Annotated in this window: 13 protein-coding genes; 11 read left to right on the forward strand and 2 right to left on the reverse strand. The window is 68.2% G+C overall.

All coding sequences use genetic code 11. The features are described from left to right. Window positions 1-14 precede the first annotated feature (14 nt). Window positions 15-536 (forward strand): hypothetical protein, encoded by a 522-nt coding sequence (locus DMC61_RS22660; protein WP_063274324.1) that lies wholly within the window; start codon window positions 15-17, stop codon window positions 534-536. An 84-nt stretch (window positions 537-620) separates the two neighbouring features. Continuing rightward, window positions 621-1,562, forward strand: a complete 942-nt coding sequence (locus DMC61_RS22665; RefSeq protein ID WP_370456429.1) for a hypothetical protein — start codon at window positions 621-623, stop codon at window positions 1,560-1,562. 149 nt (window positions 1,563-1,711) lie between these two features. Here DMC61_RS22665 and DMC61_RS22670 read toward each other — a convergent pair whose 3' ends face one another. Continuing rightward, complete coding sequence (locus tag DMC61_RS22670) at window positions 1,712-2,884, reverse strand: hypothetical protein (protein ID WP_233594914.1); 1,173 nt, start codon at window positions 2,882-2,884, stop codon at window positions 1,712-1,714. 646 nt (window positions 2,885-3,530) lie between these two features. Between DMC61_RS22670 and DMC61_RS22675 the strand changes: the two genes are divergently transcribed. The 9 genes from DMC61_RS22675 to DMC61_RS22715 all read left to right on the forward strand — a co-directional run bounded on the left by DMC61_RS22675 (window position 3,531) and on the right by DMC61_RS22715 (window position 18,403). After that, entirely contained in the window at window positions 3,531-7,031 is a 3,501-nt protein-coding gene (locus DMC61_RS22675) for a DNA-directed RNA polymerase subunit beta (protein ID WP_037332717.1), read from the forward strand. Window positions 7,032-7,146: 115 nt separating this feature from the next. After that, entirely contained in the window at window positions 7,147-11,058 is a 3,912-nt protein-coding gene (locus tag DMC61_RS22680) for a DNA-directed RNA polymerase subunit beta' (RefSeq protein WP_016331074.1), read from the forward strand. Between the two features lie 324 nt (window positions 11,059-11,382). After that, window positions 11,383-12,483 (forward strand): serine hydrolase, encoded by a 1,101-nt coding sequence (locus DMC61_RS22685; RefSeq protein ID WP_233594915.1) that lies wholly within the window; start codon window positions 11,383-11,385, stop codon window positions 12,481-12,483. Between the two features lie 606 nt (window positions 12,484-13,089). Further along, on the forward strand, window positions 13,090-14,934 hold the full coding sequence (locus DMC61_RS22690; RefSeq protein ID WP_233594916.1) for a selenium-binding family protein: 1,845 nt from the start codon (window positions 13,090-13,092) through the stop codon (window positions 14,932-14,934). A gap of 81 nt (window positions 14,935-15,015) precedes the next feature. After that, a complete protein-coding gene (locus tag DMC61_RS22695) occupies window positions 15,016-16,776 on the forward strand; it encodes a hypothetical protein (protein ID WP_125691126.1) in 1,761 nt (586 codons plus the stop codon). Window positions 16,777-16,801: 25 nt separating this feature from the next. After that, on the forward strand, window positions 16,802-17,029 hold the full coding sequence (locus DMC61_RS22700; protein ID WP_072028942.1) for a hypothetical protein: 228 nt from the start codon (window positions 16,802-16,804) through the stop codon (window positions 17,027-17,029). A 26-nt stretch (window positions 17,030-17,055) separates the two neighbouring features. Beyond that, window positions 17,056-17,289 (forward strand): hypothetical protein, encoded by a 234-nt coding sequence (locus DMC61_RS22705; protein ID WP_125691128.1) that lies wholly within the window; start codon window positions 17,056-17,058, stop codon window positions 17,287-17,289. A gap of 55 nt (window positions 17,290-17,344) precedes the next feature. Next, on the forward strand, window positions 17,345-17,836 hold the full coding sequence (locus DMC61_RS22710; protein ID WP_125691130.1) for a hypothetical protein: 492 nt from the start codon (window positions 17,345-17,347) through the stop codon (window positions 17,834-17,836). Window positions 17,837-17,908: 72 nt separating this feature from the next. Further along, a complete protein-coding gene (locus tag DMC61_RS22715) occupies window positions 17,909-18,403 on the forward strand; it encodes a GNAT family N-acetyltransferase (RefSeq protein ID WP_016331081.1) in 495 nt (164 codons plus the stop codon). A 4-nt stretch (window positions 18,404-18,407) separates the two neighbouring features. Here DMC61_RS22715 and DMC61_RS22720 read toward each other — a convergent pair whose 3' ends face one another. After that, window positions 18,408-19,028 carry a hypothetical protein gene (locus tag DMC61_RS22720; protein ID WP_125691132.1) on the reverse strand — a complete coding sequence of 207 codons (621 nt, stop codon included), beginning with the start codon at window positions 19,026-19,028 and terminating at the stop codon, window positions 18,408-18,410.

Consider the following 19,028-nt stretch of genomic DNA (forward strand, 5'->3'; position numbering starts at 1 on the left):
TACTCTGGAGTGTCATGAGTTCTTCTCGATCGCGGACCCTGGTACTGGGGGCGGCGGCGTTCGCGCTGGCCGCCTTCCTCGCCGCGGCGATCTTCGGTGTCATGTGGGCCGTGGCCGCGTCGGACGACAACGCCGACCTGGCGCGCTCGCGGGACGAGGTGGTCAAGGCGGGCGGCACCGCGATCAAGGCGTACACCGAGGTCGACTTCGAGAACCTCGACGAGTTCTTCAACAGGCAGAAGGCCGTCTCCGACGAGAAGATGAGCCAGCAGCTGGCCCAGCTGGAGCCGACCTACCGCAAGGCGCTCGGCGACGCGAAGACCAAGGTCGTGACCACCATCCAGGACATCGCGGTCGAGGAACTCGACGACCACGAGGGCAAGGCGAGCTTCCTCGCCGCCATCTCCACGCAGGTCACCCAGGGCGACAAGGCGAGCTCGAAGGCGTTGCGCCTAGAGGTCTCGATGACCCGGGTCGGCGATGAGTGGAAGCTGTCCGGGATCGACAACGTGCCCCTCGTCGCGGCCGGTCAGTAAGAGCGTCACCTAGAACGGAGCCACGTAGTGCCCCCCTCCCGTCGCCAGCCCCCTCGCAGCACTCCGCCGGTGCGCCGCCCCCGGGTGGCCGGCCTGCGACGGCCCGGTGCGTCTCCCGCTCCCGCTTCTTCTCCCGAGGTGTCCACCTCGGAGGTCGAGGTCGACGAAACGCCGACGCCGGTTCGCCGTCCGTCGCCGCGGCCGGCTCCGCGTCCCGCGCCTTCGCCTGAACCCGAGCCTGAGGTCGTCGAGGAGCCTGAGCCTGAGGTGGCCGCGGTCGAGGCTCCTGAAGAGCCTGACGCTCCCGAAACTTCGGAAGAGTCAGAAGAGGAGGTGGTCGCGAAGCCGAGCCCGCGTGCGAAGGTCCGCGCGGCCGCCGAAGAGAAGCCAGACGACCTTGACGAAGCCGAAGCCGAGGTCGCCGAATCCTCGGAGCCCGAGAAGAAGGCGGGCTCCAGGCAGCTGATCCTGGCGGGCGCGCTGGTGGTCGTCGGGCTGCTGCTGGCCGCGACCGCGGTGCTCTTCAAGATCCAGGCCGACGAGGTGTCCAGCTCGACGAACAACACGGCGTTGCTGGACGTGGCGAAGACCGCGCAGGTCAAGGACCAGGTCGCAAAGGCGACCGAGGCGCTGTTCTCGTACGACTACAACAACATCGCCAAGACCGAGACCGCGGCGGCCGATCTGCTGGTCAACGACGACGTGCGGGCGAAGTACAACCTGCTGATGGGCGAGGTCAAGCGGCTGGCCCCGCAGCAGAAGATGGTCGTGACCTGCAAGGTCACCCGGAGCGCGGTCATCCGGCTGGAAGGCGACCGGGCCGACGTGATGGTGTTCGTCGACCAGAGCTCGACGCGGGCCGACACGAACAAGACCACCGCCGGGAGCGCGCAGCTGCACTTGAACGCGGAGCTGCAGGGCGACAAGTGGAAGATCACGGCGATGAACACCTACGCCGCTCCGCCGAACCCCACCGCTTCGTCGGCTCCCGCTTCACCCCCGGCCTCCCCGGCCCCCTCGAAGTGACGCGGCCCGGATCGCGTTTAGCCCGCTAAACGCGATCCGCGCCTGCGGCCCCGCTGACCTGCGTTTAGCCCCCTAATCGCGATCTGGGTCCGCGACGTGCGCCCCTCACGGCTTCCCGGCGCTCCCGCCCCCGACCTGCGTTTAGCGGGCTAATCGTGACGCGTCCGCACGCCGCTCGACCGGAGCTTGAAACTCGCCGTGCGCGCCTTCTTGGCCATCTTCCGGTCCGGATGGTCCGTGCCGACGACGTCCAGGAGTTCGAGCCGGTCCGGATGGCCGGAGGACGTCAGCAGGTCCACGACGTCGAAGCGGTCGTCCATGTCGGCGAGTTGATGGACGAACGCGCCGAGCGCGTGCATCGCCGCGTAATGGTCGGCCATCCCGAGGACGACCTCGTCACGGGTGATCGTTTCCCGGTCGACCGCGCCCCGTTCGGACAGCCACATCGCGGCGGCCGCGCCGGCCAGACCGCCTTCGGCTCGGACCCCCGCTGCGGTCTCGAGGCCGATCTCGCCGATCTCCCCGAGCGCGATCAAGGCGAAAAGCCGTTCCACCGGGAGCCGCGCGGCGTGAAGGAACGCCCTCGCCTCCGCCGCCGCGTCGGAAGGCGGCCGGTGCCGCACCCAGGCCTTCAGCTCCGCGTCGATAATCCCCGGTGCGGACTTGGCGAGGCGCGGGCTCAGCTCGCCGAGACTCTCTTCCGCCGCCTCGCCGATGACCGGTGCGGCCATTCCGGCCTCGCGGAGCTCCCTGTTGAGCGCCCACACGGCGATCGGGGTGAGGCTGAGGAGGAACGGGGAGGGATCGGGTTTCCCGGCGATCTCGGCGATCAGCGCGAGCCCGGCCGGGTCCGCGGTGCGCTTCTCGATCGCGCCGAGCCGTTCCAGCAGATCCAGCGCGACGCTTGTCGCGTACCGCGTCGGCTCGTCCGGTGCCTGCCCGAGTTCGACGGCTTCGAGAAGGAGATCGACCGGCACGGCGACCGGACCCGACCGGTAGAGCGTGAGTGAGATCGTCGCGACCAGTCCGGGGCGGAGCGACTCAGCCTCGCCGAGCGTCGAAAACAACCGCTTCCAGAGCCGGAGAGCGTCGTCGACGAGCGTCGCGTTCTCCTCGACGGGCACGTGCTTGCCGTCGACGACGCGGACCAGCCCGGACACCTCCGCCCACCGGGGGATCAGCGGATCGCCGGAGTCCGACCCGGCGACGTAGCCGCGGACCTCGCCGAGAAGGGGGCTCTGCTCCGCGGCCTTCCGCAGCTCGGCTTCCGGCCGCAAGAGGACCGGGGGCATCTCGGCGTCCTGCTCCCACGTTTCGCTCACGCCCCCAGTCTGGCAGCGCCCGCCCGGCGCGCGTCGCGATTAGCCCGCGAAACGCAGGTGCGTCGCCGTGCCTGTGCGCCACACCAGACGGCCCACCGGTCACAACGGTCACACGGGCCGAGTTCGCCCGGAGCGCCCCGCCGGTCGCCTGGCCCGACCCGGTGACCGTCCGGGAAGCCCTGGCGGTCGGATCGCGTTTAGCCCGCTAAACGCAGGTCGGTGCGCCGGCGCCGTCACCTGCGGGTACCGGGCGGTAACCAGGATGATCGTCCTGTGAAGCACCAGGGGCAGGGCTACTTCCACGCTGCGCCAACCGGCGGGACCACCGCGCGGCATCTTGACTCAGAGCCCCTGTGGGGTCACGCTTACTGGCAACGGTGAGAACCGGCGGTGCCCTTGCGGGAGGGACGGCCCGGGGAGGCCGAGGAGAGGCATACCTGAAGACGTTGCGATGCAGGCTGGGCCCCATCGGGAGCGCCCCCTGGACAGACCGCGACGTTCGGGCTAGACTGCTTCTTTGCGCTGCCCTCTTTCAGGCTGCCCGGAGCCGGTAGTTAGGATAGTGGGCACACGGCACCCTTGACAGACCGCATCAGTTGTTGCTGACGCGGCTGCTCACCGCTCATTGTCCCCGGAAGGACGCATCTTGGCAGTCTCTCCCGCGAACCAGGCCACTGCTGCGACCACCTCGGCTGTATCTCGCTCGGAGTCCACGGGAATCCCGGGAGCCCCCAAGCGGGTCTCCTTCGCAAAGATTCGCGAGCCGCTCAGCACCCCGAACCTGCTCGACGTGCAGATCAGGTCCTTTGAATGGTTCACCGGCGACGAGGCGTGGTTCGAACGCCGCGTCGAAGAAGGTGAAGAAAACCCGGTCGGCGGCCTGGAAGAGGTCCTCAACGAGATCTCGCCGATCGAAGACTTCTCCGGATCCATGTCGCTGTCCTTCTCCGACCCGCGCTTCGACGAGGTCAAGGCCTCCGTCGAGGAGTGCAAGGACAAGGACATGACGTACGCGGCCCCGCTGTTCGTGACCGCCGAGTTCGTGAACAACAACACCGGCGAGATCAAGAGCCAGACGGTCTTCATGGGTGACTTCCCGGTGATGACCGACAAGGGCACCTTCGTCATCAACGGCACCGAGCGTGTCGTCGTGTCGCAGCTGGTCCGTTCGCCGGGTGTGTACTTCGACACCAGCGTCGACAAGACCACCGACAAGGACGTCTTCAACGTCCGCGTCATCCCGAGCCGGGGTGCCTGGCTGGAGTTCGACGTCGACAAGCGCGACACCGTCGGCGTCCGCATCGACCGCAAGCGCCGCCAGCCGGTCACCGTGCTGCTGAAGGCGCTCGGCTGGACCACCGAGGCGATCCGCGAGCGTTTCTCCTTCTCCGAGACGCTGCTCGCCACCCTCGAGAAGGACCACACCGCCGGCACCGACGAGGCGCTGCTCGACATCTACCGCAAGCTGCGCCCGGGCGAACCGCCGACCAAGGAGAGCGCGCAGACGCTGCTGGAGAACCTGTTCTTCAAGCCGAAGCGCTACGACCTGGCCAAGGTCGGCCGGTACAAGCTGAACAAGAAGCTCGGCCTGACCACGCCGTACGACACCGGGACGCTCACCGAAGAGGACATCGTCTCGACGATCGAGTACCTGGTCCGCCTGCACGCGGGCGAGGACAAGGCGACCGTCGGCGACCAGGTCATCCCGGTCGAGACCGACGACATCGACCACTTCGGCAACCGGCGTCTCCGCACCGTCGGCGAGCTCATCCAGAACCAGATCCGCGTGGGTCTGTCCCGGATGGAGCGCGTCGTCCGCGAGCGGATGACCACCCAGGACGTCGAGGCGATCACGCCGCAGACCCTGATCAACATCCGTCCCGTCGTGGCGGCGATCAAGGAGTTCTTCGGTACTTCGCAGCTGTCGCAGTTCATGGACCAGAACAACCCGCTGTCGGGGCTGACGCACAAGCGTCGTCTGTCCGCCCTCGGCCCGGGTGGTCTGTCGCGTGAGCGCGCCGGCATGGAGGTCCGGGACGTCCACCCGTCGCACTACGGCCGCATGTGCCCGATCGAGACGCCGGAAGGCCCGAACATCGGCCTGATCGGTTCGCTCTGCTCGTACGCGCGGGTCAACCCGTTCGGTTTCATCGAGACCCCGTACCGCAAGGTCGTCGAGGGCCGCGTCACCGACCAGGTCGACTACCTCACCGCGGACGAGGAAGACCGTTACGTGAAGGCGCAGGCGAACGCGCCGATCCACGACGACGGCACCTTCGTCGAAGACCGCGTCCTGGTCCGTAAGAAGGGCGGCGAGGTCGAGCTGATCGACCCGCTGGACGTGGACTACATGGACGTCTCGCCGCGGCAGATGGTCTCGGTCGCGACGGCGATGATCCCGTTCCTCGAGCACGACGACGCGAACCGCGCGCTCATGGGCGCGAACATGCAGCGTCAGGCCGTTCCGCTGCTGCGCAACTCGGCCCCGCTGGTCGGCACCGGCGTGGAGCTGCGTGCCGCGGTGGACGCCGGTGACGTGCTCGTCGCCGAGCAGGCCGGTGTGGTCGAGGAGCTCTCGGCCGACCTGATCACGATCATGCACGACGACGGCACGCGGAAGAGCTACGGACTGTACAAGTTCCGTCGCTCGAACCACGGCACCTGCTTCAACCACCGCCCGATCGTCAACGAGGGCGACCGGGTCGAGCAGGGTCAGGTCATCGCCGACGGCCCGTCCACCGAGAACGGTGAGATGGCGCTCGGCAAGAACCTGCTCGTCGCGGTCATGCCGTGGGAGGGCCACAACTACGAGGACGCGATCATCCTCTCCGAGCGCCTGGTGCAGGACGACGTGCTCACGTCGATCCACATCGAGGAGCACGAGATCGACGCCCGCGACACCAAGCTGGGCGCCGAGGAGATCACCCGGGACATCCCGAACGTCTCCGAGGAGGTCCTCGCCGACCTCGACGAGCGCGGCATCATCCGCATCGGTGCCGAGGTCCGCGACGGCGACATCCTGGTCGGCAAGGTCACGCCCAAGGGCGAGACCGAGCTGACCCCGGAGGAGCGCCTGCTCCGCGCGATCTTCGGTGAGAAGGCCCGCGAGGTCCGCGACACCTCGCTGAAGGTGCCGCACGGCGAGACCGGCAAGGTCATCGGCATCCGCGTGTTCTCGCGCGAGGACGACGACGAGCTGCCCCCGGGCGTCAACGAACTGGTCCGCGTCTACGTGGCCCAGAAGCGGAAGATCCAGCCGGGCGACAAGCTCGCCGGCCGCCACGGGAACAAGGGTGTCATCGGCAAGATCCTCCCCGCCGAGGACATGCCGTTCATGGAGGACGGCACGCCCGTCGACATCATCCTGAACACCCACGGTGTCCCGCGTCGTATGAACATCGGCCAGGTCCTGGAGCTTCACCTGGGCTGGCTGGCGTCGCAGGGGTGGAAGATCGAGGGCAACCCGGAGTGGGCGAAGAACCTCAACGAGGAGCTCTACGACGTCGACCCCGGCACGAACACCGCGACCCCGGTGTTCGACGGCGCCAAGGAAGAGGAGCTCACCGGGCTGCTCGGCGCGACCAAGCCGAACCGCGACGGCGAGCGCATGGTCAAGCAGAACGGCAAGGCCACCCTGCTGGACGGCCGCTCCGGCGAGCCGTACCCGTACCCGGTCTCCGTCGGCTACATGTACATCCTGAAGCTGCACCACCTGGTCGACGACAAGATCCACGCCCGGTCCACCGGTCCGTACTCGATGATCACGCAGCAGCCGCTGGGTGGTAAGGCGCAGTTCGGTGGCCAGCGGTTCGGCGAGATGGAGTGCTGGGCGATGCAGGCGTACGGCGCCGCATACACCCTGCAGGAGCTCCTGACGATCAAGTCGGACGACGTGGTCGGCCGCGTCAAGGTGTACGAGGCCATCGTCAAGGGGGAGAACATCCCCGAGCCGGGTATCCCCGAGTCGTTCAAGGTGCTCCTGAAGGAGCTCCAGTCGCTCTGTCTCAACGTCGAGGTGCTGTCCAGCGACGGCGCCGCGATCGAGATGCGCGACTCCGACGACGAGGACCTCGAGCGTGCCGCGGCCAACCTCGGCATCAACCTGTCCCGCAACGAGTCGCCCTCGGTGGACGACGTCGTGCACTGACCCGCGATGAGGCTGGGCCCGGGTGTGGGTGTCCCACAAGACACAGCGCCTCCCGTGGTCCATCCTCCGCTCGCCAACTCCTCTAGTCGCATCAACCCCAAGGGGATGTAAAGACGTGCTGGACGTCAACTTCTTCGATGAGCTCCGCATCGGCCTCGCCACCGCCGACGACATTCGTCAGTGGTCCTTCGGCGAGGTGAAGAAGCCGGAGACCATCAACTACCGGACGCTCAAGCCCGAGAAGGACGGCCTCTTCTGCGAGAAGATCTTCGGCCCGACCCGGGACTGGGAGTGCTACTGCGGTAAGTACAAGCGGGTCCGCTTCAAGGGCATCATCTGCGAGCGCTGTGGCGTCGAGGTCACCCGCGCCAAGGTGCGCCGTGAGCGGATGGGCCACATCGAGCTGGCCGCTCCCGTCACCCACATCTGGTACTTCAAGGGTGTTCCCTCCCGCCTGGGCTACCTGCTCGACCTGGCGCCGAAGGACCTCGAGAAGATCATCTACTTCGCGGCCTACGTGATCACCGGTGTGAACACCGAGCTGCGGCACAACGACCTGCCGACCCTCGAGAACGAGATCGGCGTCGAGCGCAAGAACCTCGAGACCAAGCGCGACGCGGACATCGAGGCACGGGCGCAGAAGCTGGAAGCCGACCTGGCCGAGCTGGAGGCGGAGGGCGCCAAGTCCGACGTCCGCCGCAAGGTCAAGGAAGGCGGCGAGCGCGAGATGCGTCAGCTGCGTGACCGCGCCGGTCGCGAGCTGGACCGTCTCGAGGAGGTCTGGACGACCTTCACCAAGCTCGACACCCGCCAGCTGATCGCCGACGAGCTGCTCTACCGCGAGCTCGTCGACCGGTACGGCGAGTACTTCACCGGCGGCATGGGCGCGGAGGCCATCCAGAAGCTGGCCACCGAGTTCGACGTCGCCGCGGAGGCCGAGAGCCTGCGCGACACCATCCGCAACGGCAAGGGGCAGAAGAAGCTCCGCGCGCTGAAGCGGCTCAAGGTCGTCGCGGCCTTCCAGGCCACCGGCAACGACCCGCGCGGCATGGTGCTCGACGCCGTCCCGGTGATCCCGCCGGACCTGCGCCCGATGGTCCAGCTCGACGGTGGCCGCTTCGCCACCTCCGACCTGAACGACCTCTACCGCCGGGTCATCAACCGGAACAACCGGTTGAAGCGGCTGATCGACCTCGGCGCGCCCGAGATCATCGTGAACAACGAGAAGCGGATGCTGCAGGAGGCCGTCGACGCGCTGTTCGACAACGGCCGCCGCGGCCGCCCGGTCACCGGTCCCGGTAACCGCCCGCTGAAGTCGCTGTCCGACCTGCTCAAGGGCAAGCAGGGCCGGTTCCGTCAGAACCTGCTCGGCAAGCGTGTCGACTACTCCGGCCGTTCGGTCATCATCGTCGGTCCGCAGCTGAAGCTGCACCAGTGCGGTCTGCCGAAGGACATGGCGCTCGAGCTGTTCAAGCCGTTCGTCATGAAGCGGCTGGTCGACCTGAACCACGCGCAGAACATCAAGTCCGCCAAGCGGATGGTGGAGCGGTCGCGTCCGCAGGTGTGGGACGTGCTCGAAGAGGTCATCACCGGCCACCCGGTGATGCTGAACCGTGCGCCGACCCTGCACCGCCTCGGTATCCAGGCCTTCGAGCCGCAGCTGGTCGAAGGCAAGGCCATCCAGTTGCACCCGCTGGTCTGTGAAGCGTTCAACGCGGACTTCGACGGTGACCAGATGGCCGTGCACCTCCCGCTGTCCGCGGAGGCGCAGGCCGAGGCCCGCATCCTGATGCTGTCGGCGAACAACATCCTTTCGCCGGCGTCGGGCCGTCCGCTCGCCATGCCGCGTCTGGACATGGTGACCGGTCTGTTCCACCTGACCCGGTTGAACGAGAACGCCGAGGGCGCGGGCAACGCGTACTCGTCGCCCGCCGAGGCGATCATGGCGTTCGACCGCAAGGCGCTGAGCCTGCACGCCCCGATCAAGATCCGCGTCACCGACCGTCAGCCCGCCAAGGCCGACGAGGCGAGGCTCGCGGAGAACGGCTGGGAGCCGGGCAAGGCGTGGCTGGCCGAGACCACCCTGGGCCGCGTGCTGTTCAACGAGCTGCTGCCGGCGGACTACCCGTTCATCAACGAGCCGATGCCGAAGAAGCGTCAGGCCGCGATCGTGAACGACCTCGCCGAGCGGTACTCGATGACCCAGGTCGCGCAGACCCTGGACCGCCTGAAGGACGCCGGTTTCTACTGGGCGACCCGTTCGGGTGTCACGGTCGCCATCTCCGACGTGCTCGTCCCGGCAGGCAAGAAGGCCATTCTGGACGAGTACGAAGGCAAGGCCGACCAGGTCGAGAAGCGGTACCAGCGTGGTCAGCTGTCGCACGCCGAGCGCAACAACGAGCTCGTCAAGGTGTGGACGCAGGCCACCGAAGAGGTCCACAAGATCATGGAGACGGCGCTGCCGGACGACAACCCGATCGCGATGATCGTGAAGTCGGGCGCGGCGGGCAACATGACGCAGGTCCGGTCGCTGGCCGGTATGCGTGGTCTGGTGTCGAACCCGAAGGGTGAGTACATCCCGCGTCCGATCAAGGCCAACTTCCGTGAAGGCCTGTCGGTGGCGGAGTACTTCATCGCGACGCACGGTGCCCGTAAGGGTCTGGCGGACACGGCGCTCCGTACCGCCGACTCGGGTTACCTGACCCGTCGTCTGGTGGACGTGTCGCAGGACGTCATCGTCCGCGAGATCGACTGTGGCACCACCCGCGGTATCAACATGCCGATCGGCGAGGACATCGGTGACGGCAAGGTCCTGCGCGACCAGCACGTCGAGACCAGCGTGTACGCGCGGAACCTGGCGACCGACGCGGTCGACGCCAAGGGCAACGTCGTGCTCAACGCCGGTGACGACATCGGTGACCCGGCGATCGACAAGCTCATCTCGAGCGGGATCTCCAAGGTCAAGGTGCGTTCGGTGCTGACCTGCGAGTCGGCCGTCGGTATCTGCGCCACCTGCTACGGCCGGTCCATGGCGACCGGTCAGCTCGTCGACGTCGGCGAGGCCGTGGGTATCGTCGCGGCCCAGTCGATCGGTGAGCCGGGTACGCAGCTGACGATGCGTACGTTCCACCAGGGTGGTGTGGCCGGTGACGACATCACGACCGGTCTGCCCCGTGTCCAGGAGCTGTTCGAGGCCCGGGTCCCGAAGGGCAAGGCGCCGATCGCCGACGTCGATGGCCGCGTGCGCATCGAGGAGAGCGAGCGGTTCTGGAAGATCACGCTGATCCCGGACGACGGCAGCGAAGAGATCGTCTTCGACAAGCTGTCCAAGCGTCAGCGGCTCGCGAACACCCCGAACGGCCCGCTGGGCGACGGTGACCGCGTCGCGGTCGGCCAGCAGCTGCTCGAAGGCACGCCGGACCCGCACGAGGTCCTGCGGGTCATGGGGCCGCGCGAGGCGCAGATGCACCTGGTGGACGAGGTCCAGAAGGTGTACCGGGCGCAGGGTGTGTCGATCCACGACAAGCACATCGAGGTCATCGTGCGGCAGATGCTGCGCCGCGTGACGATCATCGACTCCGGTGCCACGGACTTCCTGCCGGGCGAGCTGCCCGAGCGGACCAAGTTCGAGGCGAAGAACCGCGCGTCGGTCGCCGAGGGCGGCGAGCCGGCCTCGGGTCGTCCGGTGCTGATGGGGATCACGAAGGCCTCGCTGACCACGGACTCGTGGCTGTCGGCGGCCTCGTTCCAGGAGACCACGCGTGTCCTGACCGACGCGGCCATCAACGGCCGCTCGGACAAGCTCGTGGGCCTCAAGGAGAACGTGATCATCGGTAAGCTGATCCCGGCCGGTACCGGGATCAACAAGTACCGCAACATCCAGGTGCAGCCGACCGAGGAGGCGCGGGTCGCCGCTTACGCGATCCCGTCCTACGACGACGGCTACTACACCCCGGACGTGTTCGGCTCCACGCCGGGCGCCGCGGTGCCGCTGGACGACTACGACTTCGGCCGCGACTTCCGCTGACCGAAGCGAAATCCACGAGAAGGGCCCTCGCCGATCCGGCGGGGGCCCTTCCCGTTTCCGGTCACCCGAAATGGGCACGGGCAGGGCGGCTCGGGCTGGCCGGCGCCTGTGCCGACGTCATCTGACTCACCACCCCCGAGAAAGCCCCCGGTCCATCCCAGACCGGGGGCTTTCCCTTTGCCCGGCCCGACCTGCGTTTAGCCCCCTAATCGCGATCCGGCCGGGGTGCCGCCGACGACCGGCGCGGTATCCGCCTGGATGCGCGACGGATGGCGGGCGATCGCGGGTCCGCCGGTCGAAAGGATGGTCGATATGGAATCCCTTGTGACAGAAGAGAACTCGGCCACGAAGAACCTGCGGTCCGCCTTGGACGACGTCCATCGGGCAGGGGTGCCGGGGGTGTTCGCCGAGGTGCGGGCGGGTGAGCGGATCCGGCGCGGCGCAGCCGGGGTCGCCGACCTCGAAACCGGCCGCCCCGTCGAGGCCGGGATGCGGCAGCGCGTCGGCAGTATCACCAAGACCTTCGTCTCGGCCGCGGTGCTGCGGCAGGTCGAGGCGGGGCGGCTCGAGCTCGACGCGCCGATCGGCGACTTCCTGCCGCTGCTGGTCCCCGGCGAACGGGGCCGGGCGATCACGATCCGCATGCTGCTCAACCACACCAGCGGCCTCGCCGAGTACCTGCCCTTCGCGTTCCCGTCGCTCCAGAAGCTCGCCCCCGAGAGCCTCGACGACAACCGGTTTCAGGAGTTCTGCCCGGCCGAGCTGATCGCGATCGGTGTCGGCGCGCCCGCCACCGGCGAGCCGGGCAGCACTCCCGGCGTCTACTCCAACACGAACTACCTGCTCCTGGGAGAACTGCTGGAGCACCTGACCGGTGTCCCGATGGAGGAGCACATCGCCCGCGCCATCATCGAACCCGCCGGCCTCAAGAACACCGGCTTCCCTGACGGCCCGCACATCGAGGAGCCGCACTCGCGGATGTACGAGGCGCTGTTCGGGGCCATCGATCCGCCGCGCGACTACAGCGTCTACAACATGTCCTGGGTGATGGCGGGCGCCGGACTGGTCTCGACCGTCGAGGATCTCAACCGCTTCTACCGCAAGCTGATGGACGGGGAGATCGTCAGACCGTCCTCGCTGGCGGAGATGCAGCGCCTCGTCCCGGTCGTCGCGCAGGACGGGCGGCTGATCGACTACGGGCTCGGCCTCTACAAGACCGAGATACCGGGGCACGGCGTCTTCTGGGGTCACGACGGCACGGTCTGGGGAGCGATGACGATGGCCTGGGCCAGCCCCGACGGCGGACGGCAGTTCTCCGCCGGGATGAACTTGGTGCGGTGGCGCAAGCCGGACGCCGAAGGAACGCACCCCATCGACGACGCCCTGGCTGCCCTCAAGCACCAGGCCCTCTGCGGCCCCGCCTGACCCCGCCGCCGACCTGCGTTTAGCCCCCTAATCGCGATCCGAGGCGGGCGGGCGCAGGTCGGTACGCGGCGAAGTTCCCGAGATTAGTAACGAACTCATAACGTCGCCACGAGGGTTCGCGGGCGGGCTACTGGTCCGTTGTGACCTGCGGTAGTGCCGCCAAGTGGTCTAATTCCCACTACTCGGAAAACCGCCACCCGTACGGCCCAATGGGCCATCCGCATCGTGGGAAATTCACCCTGCCGTGGCATGTCTCATTCTTTGATCACGAGATTGACACCCCGGCGGGTTCACACGAGTATTTCGCCCATGCAATCCCCAGTCGCCTTGGTGTGGCGCCGGCACGTTGACTTGCGGCAGCAAGCAAGCGCGCTGTGTATGGATTCCTGACCTATTCCGGGTTTGTCGCGACGCAGGCTGATTCGCGTGTCCGAAACGGATGCGCTCGTTCCCGCGCGCTGACATTTTCCACTGTGCCGCAACGGTTCCCTGTGCGAACCGGCGGTTGATTGCTTTCCCCTTCGATTCGTGCGGTGACGTCTGCGCGAAATAGGGGAGAGGTGTGCCGATTGTCTGGCGCTTCGGTAGCGAAAACAGGGAGAAAGAATGCTATCCAGCTCGCCCAAGTGGCGAAAAGTGGTGATAGGCGCCTTGGCGGCGGCGCTCGCCGCGGGCACGGTGACCTATACCGGCTCCTCGACGAGTGCCTACGCCGACGTCCAGGTCGTCAAGGACGCGAAGAAGGCGGCCGACGGCAAGGAGTACTGGGTCCAGAACCATCTGGTGTCCAAGGACGTCGCGGCGTCCCGGAGCGCGGACGGCAAGCGCAAGAAATGGCTGCTGGTCTGGGCCGGTGACGAGAACATCGCCGACACCCTGGTCAAGGACATCAAGAACCTGCCGGGTTCGCTCGGCGGCGGGTTGAACAAGATCAAGAACGCGTTGCCCGGTCCGGACTTCCTCGCCGTGATCGACGCGACGCAGGGTTCGCCGACGTACGGCAAGGTCGTCAACACCGCCACCGTCGGCCCGCTCGTCGAGAACGAGCCGCACCACATGCAGTACGTGTGGCACAAGGGCGACACGATCTACGCCGGTGCGCTGTTCGCCGCCGCGACGTACGCCTTCGACGTCTCCGCGTTGCCGCAGCTGAAGCTCAAGGGCGTCAGCCTCCCGACCCAGACCCTCGGCGGTTCCGTGCCGGACGCGTACTGGGTGCTCAAGGACGGCACGGCGTACGGCACGTACATGGGCGGGCCGGTCGTGCCCGGCCCGCACACCTACGCCAACGGTTCCACCGTGGTGGGCAACGGTTTCGCCGGCAGCCCCGGTGAGGTCGTCCGCTTCGACCAGAACGCGCAGGTGCTTTCCGAGTCGCCGGCCGCCACACCGCAGGGCGACAACAAGAAGCTGTGCGACAACCTCCCGCAGCTGGACAAGCCCACCTGCGCCAACCCGCACGGCATCCAGGCGCGCGAGGACCTCAACACCCTGGTCACCAGCGATTACGCCGAGCCGCGCAACATCATCCTCGACCCGGTGAAGCAGCCGTCGCCGTATCTGCGGCGGCCGACCGTCCGCACGTGGGACATCTCCGACCGCAACAAGCCGAAGCTCAAGGCGGTCTCGTACCTGCCGGACGGCCCGAGGGCCGATCCCGCGGACCCGCTGCACGCGGAAAGCCGCGCGGTCATGGAGACCACGGTGACCAACCTGCCCGGCCACAAGGGCGCGTTCGCCCAGACCATGCAGGGTGGCGCGGTGTTCTACACGCCGGACATCACCGCCAAGGAGCCGCACTGGATCCAGGTGTTCGACGACGGCGCGGCGAACAAGGCGATCCACCCGAACAACGATTCCAACGGCGGCGGTTCGAACGGTGGCTGGATCCAGACCAGCCCCGACGACAAGTACCTTTACCGCGCGATCACCGGACGCTCCAAGGGCGCGCTCGGCCCGGACGACCCTGGCACCACCGGTGGCGTGTACGTCCTCGACATCCAGAAGCTGGTCGCCGCCGGCGACAAGGTCGAGAACATCAAGGGCCGGATCGACACCAAGGAGAAGTCCCAGCAGGGCGGTGGCGGCGATCTGCCGACCGTCGTCGGCGCGGCGCCGATCAACCCGGGCACGCCCGGCGGCGGCCCGCACTGGGGCGCGTACGACAACTTCGTGCTCGGTGACGACGGGTACTACCACGAAACCGACAAGCCGCAGCACCTCGCGGTGTCGAACTACTTCGTCGCACGGTCCGGTTTGGACGGTGACCACAAGGTCAACCTGCTGAACCTCGGCGAGGACGGGAAGATCGCGGTCGACCGGAACTTCCGGGACGAGTTCACCGGACAGGTCGGGATCAACTTCAACCGGAAGACCTGGCCGCACGGGTCCTTCGGCAACGCCAAACCGCACTCCGAACTGTTCGTCGTGGCGGACGCGGATCTCAAATAACCCTGCTCGGCGCGGAAGGTCGTGGGTGGCGGGCACACTCCGCCACCCACGGCTCCGCCGATCTGCTCGGAGAAGGTCCCCATGGATCACCACGTCATACCGGCGAGCTCGGGTTCGGCCGGAGCCGACATCGCCCTCGTCCTGCTCCGGCTCGGACTGCTGCTGGCGACCGCGTTCCTCGCGGGCACAGGGATCCTGCGCCCGCTGGTGGGCGAACTGCCCAGCCGTCTTCGTCTCACCATCGCCGGCCTCGGCGGGATTTCCGCCGCGCTCGCCGCGGTTTCCGCCTTCGCGACCGACGTCAACGTCATCGCGCTGATCGTGCATCTCGTGCTCGCACTGGCGATTCCCGTCCTGCTCCGGTGGCCGTCGGCGGGCCGCTGGGCCTCGCTCGCGCTCGCCGCGTTGGTGGTGCTCGAAACGTCGCTCGGGCGGACAGGCGTCGAATTCGCCATCGACACCGTCTACGTCGCGGCCGCGGCCTTGTGGTTCGGTGTCACCGTCCTTTCCGTCTGGGTTCCTGCCGCGCAGTGGCGCCAGACGAACTTCCGGCTCGGCCCGCTTTCCCTGACACTGGGCGGACTTCTCGTCGTCGCGGGCGCGGTGCAGTTGTTCTCCTCCGGGCTCGGGTTCGACCGCCGGATCTACGGCACGCTCTTCGGGCTGACGTTGCTGGTGATCGCGCTGCTGCCGATCGTCGCCACCGTCGTCGCGGGTTTCTTCTTCTCGGACAAGGAATCCACGCGTGCCTATCGGTTCGGCGCGGCGGCCGTGGCGGTCGGATTCGTCGCCTGGAGCGCTCTCGCGGCCATTCCCGAACCGCCTAAGCTGCCGACTCCCGGTGTCGCGCTGCTCGCGGACGCCGCCCTCGGTGAGCAGCGGTTCCCCGTGCTGGTGAGCCCGCAGCGGCCAGGCAAGAACCTCGTCCATTTCCCCGCCAGCGCGGGAGAAGGCCTGTCCGCCGGGCTCGAAGGCGGCCTGTTCGGCAAGGCCATCGTGCGCCCCGGCGCCGAGGGCACCTGGGCCGAGGTCGACCTGCCGAAGGGGCGCAGCGATCTGATCATCAGCCGCGGCGGGGAGAAGACGACGATCGAGGTCGACGCGGGGGAGGAGCCGGGCCTCGCCATCGAGGACGCGGACGCGCCCGAGTGCGCTTCGGCCGCGCTGGGCGGCTTGATCGCCGACCGCCGCGAAGTCCTCACGTCCTGCCCCGCGGACGCGCTTTCCGGTGAGGACAGCGGTTCTCTCGTCAAACTCGTCGAATTCCTCGCCGGGCGCAAGCCTTCCGCGCTCACCCTCGTCGAGGACGCGTCGCCGCGCGGTGTGGCCGCCGCGAAGCTGGTCCGCGAGACCGCCGCGCGATCCGGCCTGCCGGTGCAGGCCGAGGCTGGGCCGAACACCGCGCTGCTCGTCGTGTCCGGCTGGGCGGGCGGCTACACCGCGATGACCCGCGCGGCCGAGTCCCAGCGGCTCAAACCGACCCATCAATACGGCCTGTACCTGGCGCCCTGGCTGCTGAACGGGCCGATCGTCAACTCCGTCGCGAGCTCTTCGGTGCCGCTGAGGTTCGACCCGCGTGAGCAGGTCGCCGTCAGCTTCGCCGTCGCCGCGGGCAACGCCTTCGGCGGCGAAAGTCCCACGCTCGGCGGGTTCCGGAGCTGGCTGGGCGACCAATGGCGGTCGATCAACGGGGACGTCCAGATCTTCGCGGCGGCACAGGTCAACGCCATGCCGATGTACCCGGGCGAACCGCACGCCGTCGGGATGATCGCCGACCGGAACTACGCGGGGCAATGGATCCCCGACGGAACGATCGTGCCGATCAGTTCGGTACTGCGGTGATTTCACCAAAAGAATGGGAGAAGAAATGAAGCGAATCGCGGCCCGTGTGCTGCTGCCGCTCGCCGTCGCGGGCGCCCTGTCCGGACTCGCCGGCGGCGTCGCCTCGGCCGACCCGCTGCCGGGTCTGCCCACCGGCGGCCCCGCGGTCTGGCTGATCCCGGGGCTGGACCTCGGCGGTCTGCTCGGCCCGACCGTCCCCGTGCCGACCGACGTCCTCGCCCCGATCTACGGGATCATCACGCCCATTTCGTAAAACCGTTACCAGCAAAGGAGAATCTCATGAAGAAGACCTTCGTCCGCGCGGTCACCGGCGCCGCGCTCGCCGGTCTCGTCGCACTCGGCTCGGCCGCTCCCGCGCTCGCCGCCCAGGACGCCCCGAACGATGTCGTGGTCGTCGACGAGCCCGACACGAGCGATCTCAACAACATCTGGACGTTCGCGCCGCTCGGCGTCCCGGTGCTGGGGCTGATCCAGTCGCTCAACGGCGTCCCCGGCCGGCTGCTGCCGTCCTGACTTCCGTGGCGGCGCGGCTCACGGGCCGCGCCGCCGCTTTCGGCGAGGAGGATCGATGGCCGACAGACAACTGATCGGGCGCATCGCCATCGCGGGAATCGTGGTGGCCGCGCTCGCGACCTGTGTGGTGCTGCTCAACGGCGGCGAGGAGCCGCAGGCCGAGACCGTGGCCGTGGTCGGCGAACCGACCGGGGCCGCGCCGTCGCGCGGACCGGACCGCACGATCACGCGGACGCTCAGCCAGGCGCAGCCGCAGCCGGTGTCGAACGACTGGCGGATCGCGTACGAGCTCGCCGGGACGGGGACCGCGACCGTGGTCTACGACTCCAACGGGCTGGGGCTCGTGCACCAGGAGTTGCAGGTGACGCTGCCGTGGCGCAAGGAGCTCACGTGGAAGAACACCGGCACCCCGCCGACCGTCCAGCTGATGGGGCAGGGCGAGGGTGCCGTCGAATGCCGGGTGGCCGTGGGCGGCGCCGTGGTCGCCTCCGAGAAGTCCGCCCCCGGCGAGGTCGCCACCTGCGCCGGCCGCCTTGCCCCCTCCTGACCTGCGTTTAGCCCCCTAATCGCGATCCGGAGGCGGGGGAAAACCGGTGGCCAGGGTCGGCAGAATGTAGCCATGACCTGGAGCTTCGAAGTCACCCCCGTCGATCACCCCGACGCCGCTCAGCTGCTGCGCGAGTACCTGGACGAAATCGCGTCCCGCTTCTACGAGCGCCAGGTCACCGAAGAGGAGCTCGACGACCTGCTCGAGAAGAACCACAGCCGGGATCTGACCCCGCCGACCGGCGCCTTCCTCCTCGCGCGGCGCGACGGGGTGCTCGCCGGGTGCGCCGGGCTGCGGATCGCCTCGCCCGACATCACCGAGCTCACCCGCGTCTTCCTGCGGAAGTCCGAACGCGGCAAGGGCGGTGCCGCGCTGCTCGTGGCCGCCGCCGAAGACGTCGCCCGCGGCCTCGGCGCCTCGTTGATCCGTCTCGACACCCGTCGCGACCTGGTCGAGGCCAGGGCCCTATACGCGCGCCTCGGCTACGAAGAGGTCGAGCGCTTCAACGACGAACCCTTCGCCCACCATTTCTTCGCGAAGTCCCTGGAAGTCCCGGATCGCGTTTAGCCCGCTAAACGCGATCCGGCGGGGTGGCGGTGAGCGGGGCCCGGTCGGCGACGTCGGCCAGGTAGTCCAAGGTGCGCAGCAGCTGCTTCCCGCTCGGCAGCGTCTTCGGCACCACCGCCACCGTCCGCCCGGACGTATGGAACTCGCGGCACCGGCCCGCGTTCGCCGTCAGCCAGTCACGGACCTCGGGACGCGGGACGAACGCGGGATTCGAACAGTCCACTTCGGATCCGCTGATCGAGAGCGTGCAGTCCGGCATGGCCGCGCCTGTCTCGACATGCACGACCGTCCGCAGCGAACCGGACTCGCGGGTGCCGTCCTGGCGGAACCCGGCACCCGGCCGGTGATACCGGTAGACACCGAACGGCTTCCCCCGGTGCGTGCCGACCACCGCCTGGTCGATCGACTCGCCCGCCCGCCGCAACGGGGCGGGCGCCCGGCCCGTCACGGGCTGCTCGTGCCGCCCGCCCGCGGCACCGAGCCGGGCACCGCTGTAGAAGTCCCAGCCCCGCTCCCGCGCCAACGTGGCCAGCCCGCGTTTCTTCGCCGCCCCGGCGAGGATCCACCAGGCGGCGAGCACGACCGGCAACGCCACCGCGACGATGGCGATGATCCACGCGGTCAC

Source organism: Amycolatopsis sp. WAC 04169, assembly GCF_003947535.1.
GTDB classification, from domain to species: Bacteria; Actinomycetota; Actinomycetes; order Mycobacteriales; family Pseudonocardiaceae; genus Amycolatopsis; species Amycolatopsis keratiniphila.